The sequence below is a fragment of the Streptomyces sp. NPDC002867 genome (genome assembly GCF_053591895.1).
On record NZ_JBSFUR010000004.1, the window covers coordinates 22071 to 45998 of the forward strand.

The window sequence follows — 23928 nt, forward strand, 5'->3', positions numbered from 1 at the left end:
GAGAAGTCCCCGTCCCTCAGGGGCAATATCAGGGGACGGCCAGGGTCGGGGCGGCTGCCGCCCCGGCGCCGGGCCCGTCACCATGGAGTCATGACCCAGCCGACCGCCGCGCCGCCCCAGCCACCGCAGGAGCCGCCGTCGCCTCCGGCGCGGCTGCGCCGCGCCCCGCGCCACAAGGTCGTGGCCGGTGTCTGCGCCGGGCTGGGCAGGCACTGCGACATAGACCCGGTGATCTTCCGGATCGTGATCGGCGTGCTGTCGGTGACCGGCGGCACCGGTCTGATCTTCTACGGCTTCGCCTGGCTGCTGATCCCGGCCGACGACGAGGAAGAGAACGAGTTCCGAAGGATGCTGTCGGGCCGCGTCGACGGCGCCTCGCTGAGCGCCGTGCTGCTCGCCCTGCTCGGCTGCGGACTCCTCCTGACGATGCTGGGCAACGGAAACATGCTCGGCTTCGTCACGATGCTCTCGCTGGCGGTGACCGGGGCGGCCGTGTGGTCCCAGCGGCGTACGCACACCCCGCCCGGCGGCGAGCACACGGCCACGGCCGCGGCGCACGCCGTCGCCGAGGCACCGCCCGAGACGAAAGCCCCTCCCGTCCCGGACAGCCCGTCCTGGTGGCGCGACCCGATCGTCAAGGACGGTACGACCGGGCCGGTGCCCACCGGATATCTGTGGGGCCCCGAGTCGGCGCTCGCCGAGAGCGCCGTCGCTCCCCCGCGCGCCGGCGCGCGCCCGGCCGACGCCGTGGTGGCACCGCAGCCGCGCGGCCCGCGCGGGATCGGCGGGAGCGTATTCCTGCTGGCACTGGTCGCGGGCGGTCTGGGCACGGGCCTGAGCTGGGAGAGCCGGCCGCTGGGCACGGCCCTGCAGATCGGGCTCGTCGCCGCTCTGGCCGTGTTCGGCCTCGGCCTCCTGGTGAGCGCGCTGCTGGGCCGCACCGGTTTCGGCACGGTCCTGCTGACGATGGTGACGGCGGCTCTGCTGGCGGGCGCCGCGGCCCTGCCGAAGGACATCAGCACGAAGTTCGGCGAGAGGACGTGGGCGCCGGCGTCGGCGACCGCCGTCCGGCCGAGCTACGAGATGGGCTCGGGGCAGGGCACCCTTGACCTCTCCGCCCTCGAACTGCCCGCCGGACAGACGGTGTCGACGCGGGCGGAGATGGGGCTGGGTCACCTGAAGGTCGTCGTGCCGAGGGACGCCGCCGTGCGGCTGGAGGCCGAGGTGGGGGTCGGCGACATCAGGCTGCCCGACGACGCGCCGGACGATGTGGACGTCGGCCCGGGCCAGGACCGGCGCAAGACGCTTCCCGCCCCGCCGGGAGCGCGACCGGGCGGGACGCTCGTCCTCGATCTGGAACTGGGCATCGGACAGGTGGAGGTGACCCGTGCCGCGTCGTGAGTTCCGGCACGATTTCCGTCCGGGCAGGCTGGTCGCCGGACTGTCCGTCCTGACCGCCGCCCTGCTGTACGGGGGCGATGCGGCGGGCGCCTGGCACACCCCCTGGTTCGTCGCCTTCCCGGTCGTGTTCGGCGGTCTGGCCCTGGCGGGGACCGTCGCCGCCCTGCACTACATGGTCCGGCGCCGCCGGGCCCGCAGCACGGCGTCGAGGGAGAACACCGAGGCGCCGGCGAGCACCAGCGGCAGCCAGGCCATGAGGTAGGCGAGGTCGTTGCCGTAGTAGTACGGATCGGTCTGCCAGCTCACGGTCAGCCACAGGCTCAGCGAGATGAGCGCGCCGCCGAAGGCGGCCAGCCGGGCGAGCAGCCCGACCAGGGTGGCGAGGCCGACGGCGATTTCGCCGATGGCGATGGCGTGGCCGAAGGCCTCCGGGTTCTTCAGCGCCAGGTCGACGAGCCAGGGGACGGCGGAGCCGTCGCGCACCGAGGTCATCACCTCGCCGATGGAGCCGGTGCCGCTCGCCGCCAGGAACCGGCTGTCGGTGAGTTTGTCGATGCCGGCGTAGACGAAGGTCACGCCGAGGAACAGCCGCAGCGGCAGCAGCGCGTACCGGGTGGCCTGCTCTCTCCAGCCGCGCGGCCCGTCGCTGTCCGTCCCGTAGATGGGTGTCGTCTGGTAGGTGTATGTCATCGCTCGTCCCGCCTTCGCTTGGGCCCTCAGACGACCATACGTACGGCGAGGCCCTGCCGCTCACCAGGCATGCGGCACACGCTGTGACAGGTGGGTGACATGTCGGCCGACTCCGGCCGGCCCCGGCGCGGGCGCTTCGGGGTCAGTCGGTGATCGCGATGAGGCAGCGGTTGCTCGCCACTCCGGCGGCCGTCACCACCTGCACGTCGACCTGGCCCGGCTCGACCTCCACGGGTACGGGCACCGTGAGCAGGGTGTCGGCCGGATTGGCGAAGCCGCCCGCCACGGGGATGAGCGGCACGTGCACATGGACCGCGCCGAAGCGGACGACGAGCTTCGCCAGCAGGTCCGGCCGTTCCGCGCCCGGCGGCACGAAGCCCGTGCCCCGGATCTCGATGTCGTCACCTGTACGGATGGGCCCGTCCAGGTCACCGGCCTCCCGGGCCCGTACCACCGACATCACGACGGGCCGGCCGCCCTCCGCGTGCTTGCCGGCGAAATACGTCCCGGCCGACAACGCCACCAGCAGCACGAGCCCCCACGGGATGTGGGGCAGCCGCTCGGGGGCGCGGGCCAGCGCGGTCAGGGCGAGAACGACGGCGGCAGCATTGACCAGCACGTACTGCCCGTCGGCGAAGGCGGCCCGCCCGGAGTCGTCGCAGAACAGGTCAAAGGCGCGCGGGTGGTCGGCGCGCACCTTCTGCAGCCGCAGCGCGGCGACCCGTACGGCCACGGTCCTGCGCACCCCGACGGCGATCGCGCACACGACGGCGAAGACGCACAGCAGCCCGCCTCCGGCGGCGAGACCCAGCCCCTCGGCGAGCCTGTCGCGCCGGACGCCCGACGAGGCGCCGGCCAGCAGGAAGGCGAGATGCAGCAGGGTGCCGCAGACGACGAGCAGCCAGACGGCGGCGACCGTACGGGAAGTCGACAGGCGGTTGTCCTCACCGGTCAGCACGGCGAGGAGGCCGCCTCGGGCCCCGTGCGTCCGCGCCGCGCCGGTGAGGGCGCCGGCGACGACGAGCGCGGCGAGCAGCCCTGCCGTGCGCGTCGGGGTCCAGCCCGTGCCGATCGCGGTCGCCGTCTGGGCGGCGACGAGCGCCGTGAAGCACCCCCACACCCCGGCCAGGGTGCGCAGCCGCACCTTGCGCAGCCGGGACGCGGCCACGGCCCGGTCGAGGCCTGCGACGGTGCGGGCCGACTGCGTCAGCTCGTCGGACACCCACTGCCGCGACGCACCGGGTGAATGCGCGACGCCCGCGGGAAGCCCTCCACCCGCCGCGAACTCGTCTCGTTTGGCGAGGAATTCGGCCACCGCGCGCCGATGACCTTCGCGCGCCCCGTGCGCGCACGTGTCGCACTGTCCCGCTTCTTGCACCGCCACGGCCGAACGCCACCTCTCCGCATTTCCAGGCCAACCGCCTTGTGATGCATGGGAATTGTGCCGTACGCAAACCGCCGCCACCCCGATGGTGGAGGCCAGGAAGGGTGAAACCGGCGGAGCGGGGTTGACCTCGGCTACTGGAGGAGGTCCGGTTCGGCGCGGCTGATCTGCTGCCACAGCGGCTGGAAGCTGATCCAGGCCACCAGGTCGCCGCCCAGCTGTTCGCGGGTGGCCAGCGCCTCCCGGTGTCCGATGGGCACGGCCTTGCCCGCGGCCCGCGCCGCCAGCTGCACCTGTGCGCAGCGCTCCATCGAGATGAACCACCAGGCGGCGGCGTCGACCGAGTCGCCGACGGTCAGCAGCCCGTGGTTGCGCAGTACGAGCGCCTTGCGCGGCCCGAGCGCCTCCGCGATCCGCCGCCCCTCGTCCTCGTCCACGCCCACCCCTGTGTACGCGTCGACCACCGCGTGGTCCTCGTAGAAGGCGCACGCCTCCTGGGTGAGGGGCTCGACCGGTCGGCCCAGCGCGGCCAGCGCCCGCCCGTGCACCGTGTGGGTGTGGGCGACCGCGACGACGTCGGGGCGGGCCAGGTGCACCTGGGCGTGCACGGTGAAGGCGGCCTGGTTGACGCGGTGCCGCCCCACGACGGCCCGGCCCCACCGGTCGGCGAGGACCAGGTCGCCGGCGGAGACATGGGCGAAGGGGACGCCGAAGGGGTTCACCCAGAAGCAGTCGGTGAACTCCGGGTCCCGTGCGGTGATGTGTCCCGACACCCCGTCCTCGTACCCGAAACGCCCGAACAGCCGCAGCGCCCCGGCGAGCCGCTCCTTGCGGTATGCGCGTTCCTCGACGACGGACTCGTGGACGGGCGGCATCGCGAACCGCAACTGCTCCACGGGCAAGGGCTCCGGCGTGTACGTCATGGCCCGGAAGGTAACGCCGCGGAGGTCGACTGACCAGAGCGGCCCCGCACCTCAGGGGCTTGGTTCGCCCCCGCAGACGGCGACGCCGCCACCCGCACGAGGCGGGCGACGGCGTCGCGTACGGCGGCGGGGAGACTCACTCCCACTCGATGGTGCCCGGCGGCTTGCTCGTCACGTCGAGCACCACGCGGTTGACGTCGGCGACCTCGTTGGTGATCCGGGTGGAGATCTTCGCGAGCACCTCGTACGGCATGCGCGTCCAGTCGGCCGTCATGGCGTCCTCGGACGAGACGGGGCGCAGGACGATCGGGTGGCCGTAGGTGCGGCCGTCGCCCTGGACGCCGACGCTGCGGACGTCGGCGAGCAGCACGACCGGGCACTGCCAGATGTCGCGGTCGAGGCCCGCCGCGGTGAGCTCCTCACGGGCGATGGCGTCCGCCTCGCGCAGCAGGTCCAGGCGCTCCTTGGTGACCTCGCCGACGATGCGGATGCCGAGACCGGGGCCGGGGAACGGCTGGCGCTGGACGATCTCCTCCGGCAGGCCGAGCTCCTGGCCGACCATGCGGACCTCGTCCTTGAACAGCTTGCGCAGCGGCTCGATGAGCTCGAACTCGAGGTCCTCGGGCAGACCGCCCACGTTGTGGTGCGACTTGATGTTGGCGGTGCCGGTGCCGCCGCCGGACTCGACGACGTCCGGGTAGAGCGTGCCCTGCACGAGGAAGGCGACGTCCTCGCCGCCCGCGGCCTCCGCCACGATCTCGGCCTGCGCCTGCTCGAAGACCCGGATGAACTCCCGGCCGATGATCTTGCGCTTCTCCTCGGGGTCGGAGACGCCCGCGAGCGCGTCGAGGAACCGCTTCTCCGCGTCGACGACCTTCAGCTGGACGCCGGTCGCGGCCACGAAGTCCTTCTCGACCTGCTCGGTCTCGCCCTTGCGCATCAGGCCGTGGTCGACGTAGACGCAGGTCAGCTGGGAGCCGATGGCCTTCTGGACGAGGGCCGCGGCGACCGCCGAGTCCACGCCGCCGGACAGACCGCAGATGGCGCGCCTGGTGCCGACCTGCTCGCGGATCGCCGCGATCTGCTCCTCGATGACGTTGCCCGTGGTCCAGCTCGGCTCGATGCCGGCGCCGCGGTAGAGGAAGTGCTCCAGGACCTGCTGGCCGTAGGTGGAGTGCATCACCTCGGGGTGGTGCTGCACGCCGTAGAGCTTCTTCTCGTCGTTCTCGAAGGCGGCGACCGGGACCACGTCGGTGGACGCGGTGACGGTGAAGCCCTCCGGCGCGGCGGAGCAGGCGTCGCCGTGCGACATCCATACCGGCTGCTCGTCGGGCGTGCCCTCGAAGAGGGTGGAGCCGGGCTTGGTGACGTGCAGCGGCGTACGGCCGTACTCACGCGCACCGGTGTTGTCGACGGTGCCGCCGAGGGTCGTGGCCATCAGCTGGAAGCCGTAGCACATGCCGAAGACGGGGACGCCGGCCTCGAAGATCTCGCGGTCCAGGCGCGGGGCGCCCTCCGCGTACACCGACGACGGGCCGCCGGAGAGGATGATCGCCTTCGGGTTCTTCGCCAGCATCTCCGCCACGGGCATCGTGGACGGGACGATCTCGCTGTAGACCCGTGCCTCACGGACGCGGCGGGCGATGAGCTGGGCGTACTGGGCGCCGAAATCGACAACCAGGACGACGTCCGGGTTGGATGCGGGCGCGGCAGCGGGGGACGCTGATGACACTGGCGGCCTTCCGGCGGTGGGAGAGGGTCGGTATTTGTCGATTCTACCGGGACGGGCGGGCATACCTTCGTCTCACCATCCGAACCGGGCTTTGGCCCGGGGCGGGGGCGGGGGCCATACTGACCGCATGCACACGCAGCTGACCTTCGTCTTTACCTATGGCACCGGCCCGTCCGGCTGCCATGGTCGTGCTGCTTAGCTTCAGACAGCGACTTCCCAGGCGCCCCGGGCCGACAAGGCCCGGGGCGCTTCGGCTTTCTCCGGGCCGGGCCGATCCGGGGCCCCCACACAAGGAGAGCCCCCGTGACCGAGGTACTCGACAAGACCGGCGCCCGCACCGACGACGCCGCGCACGTGATCGCGTGCGCCCGCGAGCGCATCGACGCGCTCGACGACCGCATCATCGGCCTGATCCAGGAACGCATGGCCGTCTCGGCGGTGATCCAGGACGCCCGGATCGCCTCCGGCGGCCGCCGGGTGAACTTGGCGCGCGAGATGGAGGTCCTCGGCCACTACAGGGACGCGCTCGGCAAGCCCGGCACCTCGCTCGCGATGACGATGCTGGAGCTGTGCCGGGGCCGCATCTGAGCCGTGGGCCTACGCCTGCGCACCTGCGTTCGGGCGCATCCTCACCCGTACGGCGCGTGACGCACCCGGCCGGTCTTCGTTGGTCCCGATGTCCGTGCCAGCCAGGGGCGGGCCTCGAAGGAAACCACGCGTGGCTCCGCTGGAGCGTGTGACGCACCCGAGGTGCGTCGTGGGACCTCGCCCCAGCGCGCGTGACCGGTCGGCAGGGGACAGCAGCCCGGTCACCCCAAGGGCGGTCGGCTCCGGGGACGCCCGGCGCCGACCGCATCCGGTCCGACGGCTGCGCAGGCCGCAGCCCGTCCCGCAGACACGAGTACGAGCACGTCCCCCTCTGTGCAACCGCACTGTGACAGGCCGAACCCCAGGCGCCCCGAAAGCGCCGGGGCGGCGGCCTCCCCCCACGCGGCGCAGCCCCCCGGCGCCGCGCCACGGCACCGCGCAGCCCTGACGCCGGTGCCGAACGGAAGGGCCCCGCGGACCGGTGTCCGCGGGGCCCTTCACCTGTCGGCTCCCTCCGGGGAGGCCGATCAGGCGTCCGTACGCCGGCGGCGGGCCGCCATGATCGCCACCGCACCCGCGGCGAGCGCTGCGGCCGCGCCGCCCGCGGCAAGCAGGGCCGAGGAGCCGGTGGCGGCGAGACCGCCCTGGGCGGTGGCGCCGCCTGCCGAGGTCCCGGACGTCGTGGAGCCGCCGGCGGTGCCGCCCGTCGACTCGTCGTCGTCGCCACCGCCGCCGGTGGAACCACCGGTGCCGCCGCTCGTGGCCGGGTCACCCGTGCCGCCGCTGTCGGAGCCGGCGTCCCCGCTGTTCAGGACGACCGCCGCGGTGTTGTCGTCCATGTCGGGGTCGAAGGGGAGCGCCGGGTGGGACGCGGACCGGTTCCGGACGGTCACCTTGCCCTTCGCCCGGTGGACCACCTTCTCGATCTTCATCTCGAAGGGCAGCGCGAAGTCCTCGTCCTCCATCACCACGGAGGGGACGGCGCAGAGGTAGCGGGGCGCGCCGAGCTGCTGCTCGCGGTCGCCGCCGGAGGCCGTCACACCGGTGCAGGTGTCGGGCTTCCCGGTCACCGCGGCCCCCTCGGGAACCGTGAAGTCCACGACGCCGATGTCCTCGCCGGAGCGGATGTAGCCGATCCAGGCCAGGCCCTCGTTGCGGAAACCGACGGTCGTCCGCACGGTCTCCCCGGCGGCGGCCTCGGCGACGGACGCGCCGTAGGCCACGAAGTCGGCGGTGTTCTTCGCGCGGATGGACTGCTCCCGCTGGTTGTCCCGCGGGTCGAGGTCCGCGGAGCGGGCGGAGAGCACCCTCTTCAGGGCGAGCTTCCCGCCGCTGCCCCGGGTGAAGGAGGCCCCGGCGTGCTGGGCGTCCCGTTCCTTCCGCGTGTTCTCGCCGACGCGGTAGACGAAGTCCTCGTGGAAGGCGTGCTGCGCGGCCTTGACGGTGAGGGGTTCTGCCAGCTCGTAGACGGTGCCCGGCTCGTACGAGCCGTCGAACGAACAGATCGCCGTGGAGAGCACATCCTCGGCCGACGCGCCCGTGCCCTTGGTGTACTCGCAGTTGGAGTACCGCTCGGGGATCTCGATGCCGTGCGTGTACTTCAGCGTGAGGAGCACGCCTTCGGCGGCGGCGGTGCCCGTGTTCGCGAAGGAGATCCGCGCGGGCTGCGCCTCGCCGGGCAGGACGTCCTGCTGGAGACCGAGGGGCCGCATGACGAGGTCGGGTCCGCCGACCGTCACCTTGGCCGTGTACGGGGTGAACGTCGCGGTCCCGGACTTCCCGGTGACCTTGATGTCGCCACCGGCGCCGAGGACGCTTCCCTCGGCGGCGGTGAGCTCCAGGCGGGCCACGCTGTTGAGCGCGGAGCCCCAGATGCTGTGGTCGGTGCACACCGCCGTCGCTCCGGTGATCTCGCAGTCGGCGCTCGTGGCATCACCGTCGAACCGGACGTCCGCCACGCCCGCGATCCCGCTGAAGTCGAAGGCGACGGTGTACTCGTCGGTGAAGTCCTCGTCCCGCGGGTTGTCGACCGTGACGTCCAGCGTCGCCTTCTGCGGCGCACCGCTCCCGGGGTGGGGGCGCAGGCCGATCTCCGCGGGGCCGCCGAGCGTGAAGACGGGGTCGGCCGCGTGGGCGGGAGCGGCGAAGAGCCCGGCAGCGGCGATCATTCCCGCGGCGGCGAGGCCGGCCGCGGAACCGCGCGCGAGGGCCGACGAGTTGACGCGTCTCATCTACGAACCTCTGGGTCGGGTGGGATCCATGGACCGCGTGCCGGGTGAGCGACGCGGCAGTCATGTGACCAGGAGGAGCGGTGAACGGTTGCGCGGGACAAGATCACGGCTTGGCCACGGCCTCGGATGTGATCCACCTCACAGGAGGATTTCTGTGACGCGAGGACAACCATCCCCACTGGTCACAGGTCATGCATGCGTAACAACGGCCTCTTGTGCGCTCCGGCGCGCGGCGACCGCGAAGAGCCAGGAGGCCGCTGCACTCGGAGGGGGGTGCAGCGGCCTTCGTCGTGCGGGGGGCGGCCCCGGGCGCGCGGGCTACTTCTTGGGCGGGACCGCCGGGATGCCCAGGAACGGCAGCTTCAGCGCGCCGAACGCCTCGGCCGGGACTGCCGGGGACTTCGGCGCCACCGGGGACAGCCGCTCGTAGGCGGCGCCCTGGGCAGGACGGGTGTCCTCGTCCCCGTTGTTGGGCCAGAACGACATCGCGCGCTCCGCCTGCGCCGTGATCGTCAGCGACGGGTTGACGCCCAGGTTCGCGGAGACGGCGGAGCCGTCGACGACCGAGATGCCCGGGTGCCCGTACAGCCGGTGGTACGGGTCGATCACGCCCTCCTCGGCCGAGGCGCCGATCGGGCAGCCGCCGAGGAAGTGGGCGGTGAGCGGGGTGCCCATGAGCTCACCGATGTTGGACCCCGCGAAGCCGTTGATCTCCTCCGCGAGCAGGGACGCGGCGCGCGTGGCCTCGGGGATCTGGTTCGGGTTCGGGGCGCCGTGGCCCTGGCGGGCGGTGAGCAGTCCCTTTCCGATGCCGCTCGGCTTGCGGTAGGTGGTCAGCGAGTTGTCCAGCGACTGCATGACCAGGCCGATGATCGTCCGCTCCGACCAGCGCCGGTTGGACAGCGCGCGAACGGCGAGCAACGGGTGCCTGGCCATGTTGCCGAGCCAGCCGGCGACCCGGCCCTTGACCCGGTAGGGCACCTGGAGGATCGTCATGCCGCCCATGGCGTTCGAGCCGCGGCCGTAGCGGACCGGCTCGATGTGGGTGTTCTCGTCCGGGTGGATCGAGGACGTGATCGCCACACCACGCGTGAAGTCGACCCGGTCGGCGCCGTGGCGCTTGCGGTAGCGGCGGTTGTCGGTCTGGGCGCCGACGAGTGCCTCGGAGTTGGTCCGGGTCAGTTCGCCGAGGCGCGCGGACAGCCGCGGGAGCAGCCCGCTGTCCTTCATCCGGTGCAGCAGGGTCTGCGTGCCGTACGTGCCGGCGGCGATGACGACCCGGCGGGCCCGGAACGTACGGCCCTGCCCCTTGCGCTTGTTGTCGCTCGGCAGCGTCCCGACCGCGAAACCGCCGCACGGGTCCTCGGTGACGGCGACGACGGACGTCATCGGGTGGACGACCGCGCCCGCCTTCTCGGCGAGGTAGAGGTAGTTCTCGTTGAGGGTGTTCTTGGCCCCGTGCCGGCAGCCCGTCATGCACTCGCCGCACTCGGTGCACGCCCTGCGCGAGGGGCCCTGCCCGCCGAAGTACGGGTCGGCGACCTCCTGGCCGGGCCTGGCCTTCGCCGATCCGTCGGCGTCCTCGCCGTCCCCGAAGAACACCCCGACGGGAGCCATGTGGAAGGTGTCGCCCACGCCCATCGCGTCGGCGGTCGCCTTCAGGTGGACGTCCGAGGGTGTCATCGTCGGGTTGAGCCGTACGCCGAGCATGCGGCGGGCCTGGTCGTAGTACGGCGCGAGCTCGTCCTGCCAGTCGGTGATGTCCTTCCACTGCGGGTCGTTGAAGAACGGCGCGGGCGGGACGTAGAGCGTGTTGGCGTAGTTGAGCGAGCCGCCGCCGACGCCAGCCCCCGCGAGCACCATCACGTTGCCGAGCAGGTGGATGCGCTGGATGCCGAACAGGCCGAGCGCGGGGGCCCAGAGGTAGTTGCGCAGGTCCCAGGAGTTCTTCGGCAGCGACTCCCGGGTGAACCGGCGGCCCGCCTCGAGGACACCGACCCGGTATCCCTTCTCGGACAGCCGGAGGGCGGAGACCGAGCCGCCGAAGCCGGAGCCCACGACGATCACGTCGTAGTCGTACGCGACGCCGTCCGCCGCGTCCTGATGTCGGGCAGGGGGTACCTCGGACATGGCTCTCCTCGGGAAAAATGTGCGGGCGTGCGGGTGCGGGGGGCCGGCGGTCAGCGCAGGCGCAGGGCCTTCATCGCCTTCAGGCTGACGCTCATGAACGCGGCGTACTTCTCGTCGTCCATGCCGAACGACGGGGCGAGCGGCAGCAGCCGCTGCTGGGCGACGGTCTGCGCCTCCGTGTACTTGAGGATGCCCTCGGAGCCGTGCCGCCGGCCGAGCCCGGAGTCCTTCATGCCGCCCATGGGCGCCTGGACGCTGCCGTAGGCCGGGGCGTAGCCCTCGTTGATGTTGACGGTGCCGGTGCGCAGCTTCGCGGCGACGGCGTGGCCTCGCTTGCCGTCCTTGGTCCACACGCTCGAATTGAGCCCGTACGTGGTGGCGTTGGCCAGCTCGACGACCTTGTCCTCGTCCGAGAAGCGGTAGACGGACACGACCGGGCCGAAGGTCTCCTCGCCGCACACGGCCATCGGCGCGTCGACGCCGTCGAGGATGGTGGGCTCGTAGAAGTACGGGCCGATGTCGGGGCGGGCGACGCCGCCGGCGACGAGGGTCGCGCCCTTGGCGACGGCCTCCTCGACATGGCGGGTGACGGTCTCCAGCTGGCGCGGGCCGACGAGGGAGCCCATGTCCGCGCCGTAGGCGAGGGAGTTGCCGAGCCGCATCGCCTTGGTGCGCGCGGCGAAGCGCTCGACGAACTCGTCGGCGATCGACTCGTGGACGTACAGCCGCTCGATGGAGATGCACAGCTGGCCCGCGGACGAGAAGCAGGCGCGGACGGCACCGGCCGCGGCCTTCTCCACATCGGCGTCGTGGAGCACCAGCATGGCGTTCTTGCCGCCGAGTTCGAGGGAGACGCCGACCAGCCGGGCGGCCGCCGCTTGGGCGACCTCGCGGCCGGTGCGGGTCGATCCGGTGAAGGAGACGTAGTCGGCGTGCTTGACGACCTCGGGGCCGACGACCGGGCCCTCGCCGATGACGACCTGGAACACCTCGGCGGGCAGGCCCGCCTCGATCAGCAGGTCGCGCGCCCACAGCGCGGTGAGCGCGGTCTCGGTGTCGGGCTTCATGACGACCGCGTTGCCGGAGACGAAGGCGGGCAGGGCGTCGCCGACGGACAGCTCCAGCGGGTAGTTCCAGGGCGCGATCTGGCCCACGACCCCGCGCGGCTGGCGCAGTTCGGTGGTCTTCGTCAGCACGGGCACGACGCCCGTGTGGTGCTTGGGCCTGAGGTACGCGGGGGCCTTGCGCCCGTAGTGGCGGGCCGCGACGGCGACGGCCTGCACCTCCTCGTGCGCGTGGAGCCGGGCCTTGCCCGTCTCCAGCTGGATCAGGTCCAGCACCTCGGCCTGGCGCTGGAGGACCAGGTCGTGGAAGCGCAGCAGCACGGCGGCACGGGCCCGCACCGGGGTGGCCTCCCACACGCGCTGGGCGGCGCGGGCCCGCTCGAAGGCGGCGGCCACGTCGTCGGGGGTGGACTCGGGCAGGTCCGCCAGCTTCTCGCCGGTGAACGGGGCGTGGTTCGCCGTGCGGCCGGAGCCCGTCACACCCTTGGTGAGCTGGGCGACCAGTTCGGGAGTGACCACGTCGGCTGCGGTGCGCACGCCGGCCGGCGAGGCGGCGATGGGGTTGGTGCCGAGGGCGGTTGCGGTGGCCTGCGAGTCCGTCATGGGGGCGAGAGTATGCGGCGGTCGGGCACTTTGGGTACCCGTCGGTAACAGCTTTTCACCGGGTCCCCACGATTGCGCCAGCGATCACTGGCGGATAAGCCCTGATCAGGGGCTTGTCATGGTTGGCCAGGGGTCGGCAGCGTGATGAAGCCGTAGTACGGATCTCCGCGGACGACCGCCCGGACGTCAGTTCGGGTGCGGCCGCCAGCCCCTGAGCATCGTGTCGAACTGCTCGCGCGTCACGGCCCAGTCCTTCGCCGGGCCGGACATGTAGAGGGCGTACTCGGTGCCGTCGTCCTCGTAGTACATCTGGTCGATGGCGCGCCGGGGCCCGGGGTGCTCCGTGCGCTCGGTCCAGGTGAACTCCCAGAGCGCGGACTGCGTCTGGTCGCGGAAGGTGTTGGGACGCAGCTTCACCCGGCGGTAGTCCGGGAGGCGCTTCTCCAGCCGCTGCTGCATGTCGAGCATGTGCATGTAGGGGTTCTCGAAGTCCGGGGAGGGGTCGACGCTGATCCGGATGCGGTGGCGGCCGTTGTCCGGCGTGTAGTCGATCTGGTCGCCGTCGGCCTGGCGCTTCCAGCCGTGTGGCACCCAGAGGCTGAATCCCTTCGGGTCCTTGACGCGCTCCCAGCCGTCGGGAACGTCCGACGCCCGGGCCTGCCCGGTCGGCCCGCTGTCCGTGGCCCTGTCCTGGGCACCGCCCCGGTCCGCGTACTTCATCGCGGCGAGGCCGGCTCCCCCGCCGATCAGCGCCGCGAGGACCACGACGACGGCGAGCGTGCGCAGCCGCGGACCACGCCGCGGCCGGACGGGGCCCTCGCCGGGCGCCGTGGCCGGGACCGTGCCGGAACCCGCCGCGCCCGTGCCCGCGCCGGAGGCCGGGTATCCGCCCCACGGCAGCCGCTGGGTCACCCTCTGCGCCGGCACCCGCGCCGGCACGGCCGGCTCCCGGCCCTCCATGGCCTCCGTCAGCATCCGCTCGGTCTCGGCCACCGAGGGGCGGGCCGCCGGGTCCTTGTGGAGCAGCGCCGCGATCACGGGTGCGAGGCGTCCCGCCCGCAGGGGCGCGGGCGGCTCGTCGTCCACCACGGCCTGCATCGTCGCCAGCGGCGACGAGCGGCGGAACGGCGACTGCCCCTCCAGCGCCGTGTACAGCGTCGCGCCCAGCGACCACAGGTCGGACGCCGGGCCCGGGTCGTGGCCGCGGACCCGCTCGGGAGCCAGGTAGTCGATCGAGCCGACGATCTCGCCCGTCCTGGTGATCGTCGAGTCGCCCTCGATCGCCGCGATCCCGAAGTCGGTGATCATCGCCCGGCCGTCACGGCCCAGCAGCACGTTGGCGGGCTTGATGTCCCGGTGGAGCACCCCGGCGGCATGCGCGGCGCCGAGCGCGCCCAGGACGTGCAGCCCGATCCGGGCGGCCTCCCGCTCGTCGATGCGGCCGGGCTCCTTGGCGGCGTCGGCGAGCGACGGACCGTCGACGTACTGCATGACGATCCAGGGCCGGGCGTCGTGCTCCAGCACGTCATGGACGGTGACGACTCCGGGATGGCTGATGCGCGCCGCCGCGCGGGCCTCCTTCTGGGTCCGGGCGTGCAGCACGATCCGGTCGGCCTCGGAGACGTACAGACCCGCCGTCAGTTCCTTGACGGCGACTACTCTGTGCAACACCTCGTCATGCGCGCGCCAGACTTTTCCCATGCCGCCGCGCCCGATGGTCTCGCCGAGCCGGTAGCGTCCGGCAAGCAGCAGACCGGTGCCTGTGCTGTGAGTGTGTTCCACGTACCCGCCCCGTTCTTAGGATTGACAGGTTACGGAGGGTTGGTACGCGCGTGGAACCGAGGTTCGCTCAAGTGACCGCACTGTGATGCGTGGTGAGCTGCCGAGGCGTCACTCTCTGTGACACAGCGGCCGGTTCGGGGTGGTTCGGGCGGAACCGGGAGGCCCGGCAGGGCGGTTGACGGCGGGCCGCGACTCAGCGCGTGACGCGGTAGGTGGCCGTGGCCTGCTGATGGATCTCGGTGACCCGGTCCCGGCGGTCGGCGGGTCCGATCACCTGGATCACGTGATAGCTGTCCCCGACGATCAGCGCGAGGTTGCGGACGAACACCTCGCGGCCGGTACTGTCCTGCCAGGTGAACTGGCCCTCCGCCATCGACTGCTGGCCCACGTCGATGCGGCGCAGTCCGCTCGCGCTGGCCCACGACGAGTCCCGGAACGGCTGAAGCTCCCGCTCCTTGTCGCGCTGGTAGATCAGCGGATCGTCGCCGCTGGTGCTCACCCGGTCCCGGCCGGGCACCACGATCAGCGTGAAGTCGCCGTCGGTGTAACGCACTTGACCGGCGTCGTTGATCGGCCTGCGCTGCCAGTCCTCGTCGACGGCGAGCCGGAAGCCCTCGGGGTCCTCGCGCAGCACGTAGCCGTCGGGAAGGTTCGCGGCCGGTGCCGACGTCTGAGGCTGCTGCGCACCGGGGCTCCCGCTCGGCGAGGGCCCCTGACCGCCCTCCCCGTCACCGCCCGTCCGCCCCGGGCTCGGCCCCGCACCCGCCGTGCGGCCGGCGCCCTGGTCCGGCTCCCCGGAGCCGGCCTTGGGCATGAACAGGAACGCGTACGCGACGGCCGCCACCACGGCGAGCAGGATCAGCAGCAGCAAGGTGCGGCCCAGGGCACGCGGCGCGCGAGCCCGACCGCCGTACGGCTGCCGCTCCGGACGCACCTGGTGGTCCCGGCGCTCGACCCGCCCCGGACGGACACCGCCTCTCGGTCCCTGCTGCCGGTGCCGGCCGTGCGCCGCCTCCCGGCCGCCGGACCGGCGCCTGCGCACCAGCTCGCCCCGCCGCCGTACGACCGGCAGGCGCGAGGCGTCCACCGGGCCCGCGGGAAGCGGCACGACGCCCATGCCCGCCTCGGGCTCCGGCGCGGAGCGCACCAGGGACCGCAGCCAGCCGCGCAGCTCCTCGAAGTCCGGCCGCTCCGTGGGGTCCTGACGCAGCAGCGATTCGACGACCGGACGCAGCGGCCCGCACTCCTCCGCGAACGCGGGCGGCTCCGCGCACACGAGCTGGACCAGCTCGGCGGCGCTCTCCTCGGGATACGGGGCGTGGCCCTGGACGGCCCGGAAGAGCAGCGCGCCGAGCGCCCACAGGTCCGTCGCGGGTCCGACGGGGGCGGCCAGCTGCCAGTTCTCGTGGACCGGTCCGGCCTGCTCGGGGGCCCACCGCTCGGTGACCGCGCCGACGACGGCGATCCGCGCCTGGCGCGCACGCTCGGCCGCCAGCGGCGTGGTCGGGCCGCGGAAGACGGGGGCGGCGTCGCCGCCCGCCACGACGTCGTCCCAGCGGTCGGACGCGGGCGCCGGGGAGCCCCCGGCCGGGAGTGGACGGCGCTGGGCGTCGGCGCGCAGGGCGTCCCCGCCGCCACCGCCGCGGTTCCAGCTGCCCGTCGCCGCGCTGTCCGGGCGGGCGGCCGGCAGCGCGGGACGGGCTCCGTGGGCGCCGCCGTCCGGGCGCCCGTGACCGGCCGCCGCCTGGCGCACGCCGTAGGGGTCGTCGCGGTACGAGTCGTTCCGCAGGGTCTCCTGGGCGGGGCGCGCCGCGGGCAGCGCGGGCCGGCTGCCGCCGCCCGCGGACAGGGGGCCCGGGCCGTCGCGGCCGGGGAGTGGAGCGTCGTGCCAGGTCCCGGCGAGGCGGGCGCTGCCGGGCCCGTCCTCGTAGTCGTCGTCGTACGCGGATGCCTCGTCGTGGCCGGCGTCGTCGTCCGCGGATGCCCCGCCCTGGTCGGCGTCGTCGTAGGCCGTTGCCTCGTCGCCTGCGCGGAGGTCCGTGCCCTCGCCCGGGCGACGGGCCCACCAGTCGGGGTCGAGGCCGTCCTGCACGGGGCGGTCGTCGTCGGCGCCGCCCGTGTACCGCCCGTTGTCGCGCGCCTGGCCGTCCTGGACGCGGGCCGCCGCGCGGGCGCCCGCGCGGTAGGCCGCTATGGCGCCCGCCCTGGCGGCTCGTACGTCGGGGACCTGGCCGGTGTCCGCGCCTGCCTGGCGGGGCAACGCGGACCGGGCGGGCTCCAGGGCGGCCGGGCCGTCCGGTGCGCCGCCCAACCGCGGCCGCGGCACCGGCTCGGCGCCGGTCCCTTCCGGGGCGCCCGCGAGGTCGTGACCGGAGCCGGGGCCGTCGAAACCGGCCTCTGGACCGTCGGGGCCGGACCCGGGCGGCTCGGGGACCGGCGCGTACCCGCAGAGCGCCTCCTCGGCCGCTCCGGAGGCCAGGCCGGTGAGCACCACGCGGCCGTCGTCGCAGACGAGGACGGTGCGCACGGTGATGTTCCGGTGGGTCCAGCCGTGGGCGTGCAGCACGCGCAGCGCGGTGAGCACGTCGGACGCCACCTCGGCCGCGCGGTACGGGCTGAGCGGCTTCTCGGCGAGGAGGGCGGCGAGCGGGCGTGCGCCGACGAGCTCGCTCACGATCCAGAGCGAGCCGTCCTCGGCGAAGACGTCGAAGACCTGGTCGAGGCGCGGATGGTCGGGGATCTGCGCCGCCGCCTGCGCGGCCTCGACGGCCCGGAGCACGGCCGGGTCCGTGGGGCGCCGGGTCGCCCGCCCCGGTATCCGCCGGGGCACGGCGGAGCCTGCGAGCCCGTCGCCGTCGACCACCTCCGCGTCCACGACCTCCGGCAACGGCACCTGCCGCACCAGCACTTCATGTCCGCTGTACGTGTCGAAGGCGCGCGTCTCGGCCAGCTCGAACGCGTCGGAGGGCGGCAACGGCAGGCGGTAGCGGTCGGCGAGCACCCTTCCCGCATAGTCCTCCACGACGCCTCCCCACGTGCGCGTTGTTCCCCCGGCCGGTCCGGAAACACCGCACACAACCGCACGAAGCCGTCAATACCGGTCGCTCAACGGCCCCTTGTCGCTGCGATCCGTCCGCGAGTTCTCACGATACGTGGCCTTGCTCAGTCCTTGGGGCTGAACGTCACGAACGCCGTCCTGCGCAGCGTCCGGCACTCGTCGTCGTCCCACTCACTCGCCTTGCACGTGATCATGATCGCGTAGCCGTGCTTGGCGTCGACCTTGAAGCCCCTGTTCAGAATGCGCACCCGCTGCCCGTTCTCGGTGCGCTCGAACTCCCAGTCGGCGACGGTCGGATAGCCGTTGTAGTCGACCTTCCGGATGCCGAGGTGCTTGTAGCCGGTGCTCGTCGACCTGACGCCGAGGACGGCCGCGGACCAGGCGGCGGCCGCATCGCCCCCCGGGCTGGCGGTGAAGTCGACCTGGACGCGCGGCACGCCGCCGTCGACGCTGTACTTGGCACCGGAGTTGCGGCCCGCGATGCCGGTGAACCGGAACTTCTCGGGCATCGCCATGGTGAAGTGGAACTGGTCGTTGGAGACCATCACGTATCCCGAGGGCAGGGCGTCCTTGCCCCCGCCGGTGCCGCTCCCGTCGCCGGACGGCTGCCCGCCGGACGTGCCGGTGCCGGCCTGGTCGTCCTTGCCGTCGTCCTTGCCGTCGCCCTCGTCCGTGCCCTTCCCGGTGTCCGGGGTCGCATCGCTGCCGGCGGTGGCCTTGCCGTCGCCGCCCGCGGTCGAGCCCGCCGACGCGGCGGTGTCCCCCTTGCCCTTGCCCTCGTTGGCCTTGTCGTCGCCGCCGAACGCGAAGACGAGCACGGTGGACAGCACCACCAGCGCGGCGACGACCGCGATGATCACCAGGGTGCGGCGGGGCACCACATCGGTGAGCGGCGCGCGGACGGGGGCGGGCCTGCCGGAGGACGGAGCGGCGGAAGCGGCCGGAGCCCCGGCCGTGGTCGCGGTTCTCGCCCCCACGCCCGCCTCGGCCCTCGAATCGGCCTTGGCCGCCGCGGCGGCGTTCCGCACGGAACGCAGGGCCCCGCGCAGCCGCTCGGCCGCCGGGTCCTTCGGCTTGGCATCCGGGCGCGATGCTGGGAGAACGGGCGGGACCGGCGGGATCCGTATGGCCCGCGTCTGCTCCACCGGGGCCTCGATCTCGGCCGTCCGGACCGGCGCCTCGGGGGCGTTGACCACCTGTGTGAGCAGAGCGCGGGCGCCCGCGTCGTCGAGCCGCTGGGCCGGGTCCTTGGCGAGCAGGCCGTAGATGACCTCCTCCAGCGGGCCCGCGTTCTTCGGCGGGTCGAGCGGCTCGGTCATGACAGCGGTCAGCGTCGCGATCGCCGAACCCTTGTCGTACGGGGGGCAGCCCTCGACGCTCGCGTACAGCAGGCCGCCGAGGGACCACAGGTCCGCGGCGGGGCCGGGCTTGTGGCCGCGGGCGCGCTCGGGCGAGATGTACGAAGGGGCGCCGACGAGCATGCCGGTCGACGTGATCGACGGGTCGCCCTCGACCTGGGCGATGCCGAAGTCGGTGAGGACTACGCGGCCGTCCTTGCCGATGAGCACGTTCGACGGCTTCACGTCGCGGTGCAGGATGCCCTCGCGGTGCGCGGAACGCAGCACGTCGAGGATCGCGAGCCCGACCTCGGCGGCACGACGGGGCGTCAGGACGCCGTCCTCGCGCACGACCTCGGCGAGCGACTTGCCCTCGACGAGCTCCATGACGATCCACGGCCGGTCGTCCTCGTCGACGACGTCGTAGACGGTGACGGCGCTGTTGTTACGGATCCGGGCGATGGCCTTGGCCTCGCGGAGCGTACGCGTGATGAGCCGGCGCTTCTCCTCCTCGTCGATCGCATTCGGGAAGCGCAGCTCCTTGACGGCGACGGTGCGCCCGAGCGTCTCGTCGACGGCACGCCACACGGTGCCCATCCCACCGCGGCCGAGCACGCCTCCCAGCCGGTAACGCCCGGCCAGCAACCGCCCTTCGGGCGCCTTGGCGCCGCTGGGGGCGACCCTTTTGGCTCCGGCCCCCGCGGCCCCACGGCGGGTGCCGCTCTCGGCGACGCCGGTGGCGTCCTTACCCGCATCTGTGGCTGCCGCGCCGCCGCCGGAGGCGGCCTTACCCGCACCGGTGGCTGCCGCGCCGCCGTCGCGAGGGCCGCTGCCGGCCGCGCTGTCGGAGGCCACGTCACTGTCAGCGCCGGCCTCGACCGCGCCGAAGGGCGCCGCGTCCCCGTTGCCAGTGGTCGTGCCGGCCACGTCCTCGGCCGCGCCCGAGGCCGTCACGTCATCGGCCGCGGGAGCGTCACCCGCGTCGGAGCCCACCTCGTCGCCGTCGTCCGTGCCTGCCGCCGGGTCCTCCGCGGCAGCTCCCTCCGTGACGCCGGCGTCCGAGGGCTTGACGTCAGCGGACGACAGGTCTCCGGCCGATGCCTCATCGGACGACGCGTCACCTGACGACGTCTCGCCGGACGGCGTCTCGTCCCCCGCCCCGGCATCGGACGCACCGCTCTGAGGGGCCGTCACCGTCCCGCCACGCGCCGCTCCCCCCGTCGCTTCCCCCGCGTCCTCGGGCTTGGAGTCGCCGCTGCCGCCCCCGGCGCCCACGGCGGAGTCCTCGCCCTTGCCGGCGAGGCCGGCCCCCTCGGTCTCGTCCCGCTGGGGCTCCCGCGACTGCTCAGCCTCCGACATGCGTCCCCTCTGCGATCCCTGATCTTCGCCCGCGCCTGCCGCTTCCCGCTCGATGCGGTAACCCGCCCTGGCAGAGCGACCATTGTCCCCTACTCCGGGACGGGAATCTCTCCCGGGTCCATCCACCGGGCGCACACGGGCGCGCGGACACGGCGCCCAATCGGGCGGTCACGCGGTGTGAAGTCCGCCCCTGTGCCGGTGGGGGCTTTGCCCGTCTTGCCCGCCCCCGTGAGCGAGGCGGCTCACCGCCGATCAGGGCTCGGCGGAAACGGTCGGGGAGGCCGGCCTGCCCGCCGGAGCGGACGGGCACGCTCCGGCCGAGCCCCGGAGCGTCCGTCAGATCGGCACGATGTCCGGTGCCCCCAGCCGCGCCGCGTCCGCCGTCAGGTCGTCCGGCTGACGCTGCGACTCCCGCTCCGCCTCGACCCGCTTCTCGTAGTGCTCGACCTCCTTCTCGACGTGCGCCTTCTCCCACCCCAGCACCGGAGCCATCAGCTCCGCGCACTCCCGCGCACAGCGCGTCCCCCGGTCGAAGGTCTCGATCGAGATCCTGGTGCGCCTCGTCAGCACGTCGTCCAGATGGCGTGCGCCCTCGTGCGAGGCCGCGTAGACGACCTCGGCGCGGAGGTAGTCGTCGGCGCCGGTGAGCGGCTCGCCGAGCGAGGGGTCCTCGGCGATCAGCGCCAGCAGCTCCTCGGTCAGGGAGCCGTACCGGTTCAACAGGTGCTCCACGCGCACGACATGGAGCCCGGTCCGCGACGCGATCCTCGCCCGGGCGTTCCACAGAGCGCGGTAGCCCTCGGCGCCGAGGAGCGGGGTCTCCTCCGTGACGCATGTGGCCACCCGCTGGTCGAGACCGTGCACCGCCTCGTCCACCGCGTCCTTCGCCATCACCCGGTACGTCGTGTACTTGCCGCCCGCCACGACCACCAGCCCCGGCACCGGGTGCGCCACCGTGTGCTCGCGGGAGAGTTTGCTCGTCGCGTCGGACTCGCCGGCGAGCAGCGGCCGCAGCCCCGCGTACACCCCCTGGACGTCGTCGCGGGTGAGGGGCACGGCGAGCACCGAATTGACGTGCTCCAGCAGGTAGTCGATGTCCGCGCTGGACGCGGCGGGGTGCGCCTTGTCCAGGTCCCAGTCGGTGTCCGTGGTGCCGACGATCCAGTGCCGGCCCCACGGGATGACGAACAGCACCGACTTCTCGGTCCGCAGGATCAGACCGGTGGAGGAGTGGATGCGGTCCTTCGGCACCACGAGGTGGATGCCCTTGGACGCCCGCACGTGGAACTGTCCGCGCTCGCCGATCAGCGCCTGCGTGTCGTCCGTCCACACCCCGGTCGCATTGACGATCTGGCGGGCACGGATCTCGTACTCCCCGCCGGCCTCGACATCGAGCACCCGTGCCCCGACGACCCGCTCACCCTCGCGCAGGAAGCCGACCACCCTTGCGCGGCTGGCCACGTGGGCTCCGTAGCTCGCGGCCGTGCGTACCAGGGTCGTGACGAAACGGGCGTCGTCCATCTGGGCGTCGTAGTACTGCAGGGCGCCCACGAGCGCGTCCTTCTTCAGCGCGGGTGCCACCCGCAGCGCATGACGCCGTGACAGATGGCGGTGCACGGGCAGACCGCGCCCGTGGCCGGAGGAGACCGACATCGCGTCGTACAGCGCGACGCCCGATCCCGCGTACCACCGCTCCCAGCCCTTGTGCTGCAGCGGATAGAGGAAGGGCACCGGCTTGACCAGGTGGGGGGCCAGCCGCTCCAGGAGCAGCCCGCGCTCCTTGAGCGCCTCTCTGACCAGGGCGAAGTCGAGCATCTCCAGATACCGCAGACCACCGTGGATGAGCTTGCTCGACCGGCTCGACGTGCCCGACGCCCAGTCGCGCGCCTCGACTAGCCCCGTCGCCAGACCTCTCGTCGCCGCGTCCAGCGCGGTGCCCGCTCCGACGACGCCGGCGCCGACCACCAGCACGTCCAGTTCACGCTCGGCCATACCGGCGAGCGCTGCGGCGCGCTCCTCGGGTCCCAGTGTCGCTGTCCTCACTGCTGCCTCCCGTCGCCCCCGTGCGTTCCCTGCGGTCGGGCTCACAACCTCGATTCTGTCCGCACTCACCGACTTCAGCCACCGCCTGTGGATAACACTCCGTTAGCCACACGCCCACAATCCGGCATAACGGTCATATTTACGCCTAGTCTGACATTGCGCACGCCCGTTCCGCCCACAGGGCTTGCGACCTCTGTCCCCTCCGGCTATGGGAAAGGACGGCCACCGCCATGCCCGCAGATCTCGCCGTCATCGGACTCGGCCACCTCGGTCTGCCCCTCGCCCAGGCCGCCGTGGCAGCTCGCATCGAGACCATCGGTTACGACCCCGACCCGCGCCGCCCCGCCGAACCGGCCGCCGGAGTCACCGCCGCGGACATCCGCCGCATGCTCTCCGCCGGCTTCCGCACGGTCACCGACGCGGCCGAACTGGGACGGGTGCGCACCGCCGTCATCTGCGCCCCCACACCCCCCGGCCCGGACGGCGCGCCCGACCTCACGGCACTCGCGGACGCGGCCCGCGCCCTCGCCTCCCGGCTGCGCCCGCACACCACCGTGCTCCTCGAATCGGCCGTCCAGCCCGGCACGACCGAGGAGTTCCTCCGCCCGCTGCTCGAACAGGGCTCCGGCCTGCGCGCGGGGCGCGACTTCCACCTGGCCTACTCCCCCAGCCGCACCGACCCCGGCAATCGGGACCACGGCTACGCCAACACCCCCAAGGTCATCGGCGGCCTCACCCCCGCGTGCACCGAGTCGGCCGCAGCCTTCTACGGCCGGCTCACCGACAAGGTCGTCCGGGCACGCGGCCTGCGCGAGGCCGAGACCGTCAAGGTGCTGGAGACGAACTTCCGGCACGTCAACATCGCGCTGGTCAACGAGATGTCCGTCCTCTGCCACGATCTCGGCATCGACCTGTGGGACGTCATCCGCTGCGCCGAGACCAAGCCGTTCGGCTTCCAGGCCTTCCGTCCCGGCCCCGGCGTCGGCGGGCACGGCGTCCCCCTCGACCCCGGCCACCTCCCGCCCACGGGCCGTACCCTGCGCATGGTCGGCCTCGCCCAGGACATCAACACCCGGATGCCGCAGTACATCATCCAGCGCAGCGCCACGCTCCTCAACGAGCACGGCAAGTCGGCACGCGGCGCCCGCGTCCTGCTCCTCGGCATCACCTACAAGCCCGACCTCGCCGACCTGACCGGCTCTCCCGCCACCGAGATCGCCCGCCGCCTGATGGACCTCGGCGCATCCGTCAGCTACCACGATCCGTACGTCCCGGACTGGCAGGTGAACGGACGGCCCGTCCCCCGCGCCGACTCGCTCTACGAGGCCGCCGCCGACGCGGACCTGACGGTGCTGCTCCAACACCACCGCACGTACGACCTCCAGGGACTGGCGGTCAAGGCGCAACTCCTGCTCGACACCCGGGGAGCGACCCCCGCGGGCGCGGCCCACCGCCTCTGAGGAGCCGGGGTGCGGCGCTGGACAGATCCGGTCCCGGTACGGGTCGTCGCGGGCGACCCGACGCAGGTACGGGAGGCCGCGGACGGCAGGACACACGGCGTCCGCGCGGGCGCCGCGATCCGGGAAGGCCGACGGCTGACGCG

The 23928-nt window shown here is 73.1% G+C and carries 14 protein-coding genes; 3 read left to right on the forward strand and 11 right to left on the reverse strand.

The window, feature by feature from the left end; translation table 11 throughout:
* Window positions 1-90 precede the first annotated feature (90 nt).
* Window positions 91-1401 (forward strand): PspC domain-containing protein, encoded by a 1311-nt coding sequence (locus ACWD0A_RS04680; protein ID WP_451294628.1) that lies wholly within the window; start codon window positions 91-93, stop codon window positions 1399-1401.
* Between the two features lie 168 nt (window positions 1402-1569).
* On the opposite strand, the gene ACWD0A_RS04685 is transcribed toward ACWD0A_RS04680, so the two are convergent.
* The 4 genes from ACWD0A_RS04685 to guaA all read right to left on the reverse strand — a co-directional run bounded on the left by ACWD0A_RS04685 (window position 1570) and on the right by guaA (window position 6130).
* Complete coding sequence (locus tag ACWD0A_RS04685; RefSeq protein WP_451294630.1) at window positions 1570-2091, reverse strand: DoxX family protein; 522 nt, start codon at window positions 2089-2091, stop codon at window positions 1570-1572.
* A 142-nt stretch (window positions 2092-2233) separates the two neighbouring features.
* Complete coding sequence (locus tag ACWD0A_RS04690) at window positions 2234-3475, reverse strand: hypothetical protein (RefSeq protein WP_451294632.1); 1242 nt, start codon at window positions 3473-3475, stop codon at window positions 2234-2236.
* Between the two features lie 134 nt (window positions 3476-3609).
* Complete coding sequence (locus ACWD0A_RS04695) at window positions 3610-4398, reverse strand: class II aldolase/adducin family protein (protein ID WP_451294634.1); 789 nt, start codon at window positions 4396-4398, stop codon at window positions 3610-3612.
* Between the two features lie 136 nt (window positions 4399-4534).
* Window positions 4535-6130 carry a glutamine-hydrolyzing GMP synthase gene (gene guaA, locus ACWD0A_RS04700; RefSeq protein WP_177148675.1) on the reverse strand — a complete coding sequence of 532 codons (1596 nt, stop codon included), beginning with the start codon at window positions 6128-6130 and terminating at the stop codon, window positions 4535-4537.
* A 303-nt stretch (window positions 6131-6433) separates the two neighbouring features.
* Here guaA and ACWD0A_RS04705 point away from each other — a divergent pair, with 303 nt between their 5' ends.
* Complete coding sequence (locus ACWD0A_RS04705; protein ID WP_451294636.1) at window positions 6434-6718, forward strand: chorismate mutase; 285 nt, start codon at window positions 6434-6436, stop codon at window positions 6716-6718.
* A gap of 527 nt (window positions 6719-7245) precedes the next feature.
* Here ACWD0A_RS04705 and ACWD0A_RS04710 read toward each other — a convergent pair.
* From ACWD0A_RS04710 to ACWD0A_RS04740, 7 genes are all read right to left on the reverse strand, one after another.
* On the reverse strand, window positions 7246-8949 hold the full coding sequence (locus ACWD0A_RS04710; protein WP_451294638.1) for a peptidase: 1704 nt from the start codon (window positions 8947-8949) through the stop codon (window positions 7246-7248).
* 318 nt (window positions 8950-9267) lie between these two features.
* Window positions 9268-11079, reverse strand: coding sequence for a GMC oxidoreductase (locus ACWD0A_RS04715; RefSeq protein WP_451294640.1), 1812 nt, complete (start codon window positions 11077-11079; stop codon window positions 9268-9270).
* Window positions 11080-11129: 50 nt separating this feature from the next.
* A complete protein-coding gene (locus ACWD0A_RS04720; RefSeq protein WP_451294642.1) occupies window positions 11130-12746 on the reverse strand; it encodes a succinic semialdehyde dehydrogenase in 1617 nt (538 codons plus the stop codon).
* A 186-nt stretch (window positions 12747-12932) separates the two neighbouring features.
* Window positions 12933-14528 carry a serine/threonine-protein kinase gene (locus ACWD0A_RS04725; RefSeq protein ID WP_451294643.1) on the reverse strand — a complete coding sequence of 532 codons (1596 nt, stop codon included), beginning with the start codon at window positions 14526-14528 and terminating at the stop codon, window positions 12933-12935.
* 193 nt (window positions 14529-14721) lie between these two features.
* Window positions 14722-17550, reverse strand: a complete 2829-nt coding sequence (locus tag ACWD0A_RS04730) for a protein kinase (RefSeq protein WP_451294645.1) — start codon at window positions 17548-17550, stop codon at window positions 14722-14724.
* Window positions 17551-17690: 140 nt separating this feature from the next.
* Entirely contained in the window at window positions 17691-20282 is a 2592-nt protein-coding gene (locus ACWD0A_RS04735; RefSeq protein WP_451294647.1) for a protein kinase domain-containing protein, read from the reverse strand.
* Window positions 20283-20618: 336 nt separating this feature from the next.
* On the reverse strand, window positions 20619-22325 hold the full coding sequence (locus ACWD0A_RS04740; RefSeq protein WP_451294649.1) for a glycerol-3-phosphate dehydrogenase/oxidase: 1707 nt from the start codon (window positions 22323-22325) through the stop codon (window positions 20619-20621).
* Between the two features lie 230 nt (window positions 22326-22555).
* On the opposite strand from ACWD0A_RS04740, the gene ACWD0A_RS04745 reads away from it, so the two are divergent.
* Complete coding sequence (locus tag ACWD0A_RS04745; protein ID WP_451294651.1) at window positions 22556-23785, forward strand: nucleotide sugar dehydrogenase; 1230 nt, start codon at window positions 22556-22558, stop codon at window positions 23783-23785.
* Window positions 23786-23928: the final 143 nt, after the last annotated feature.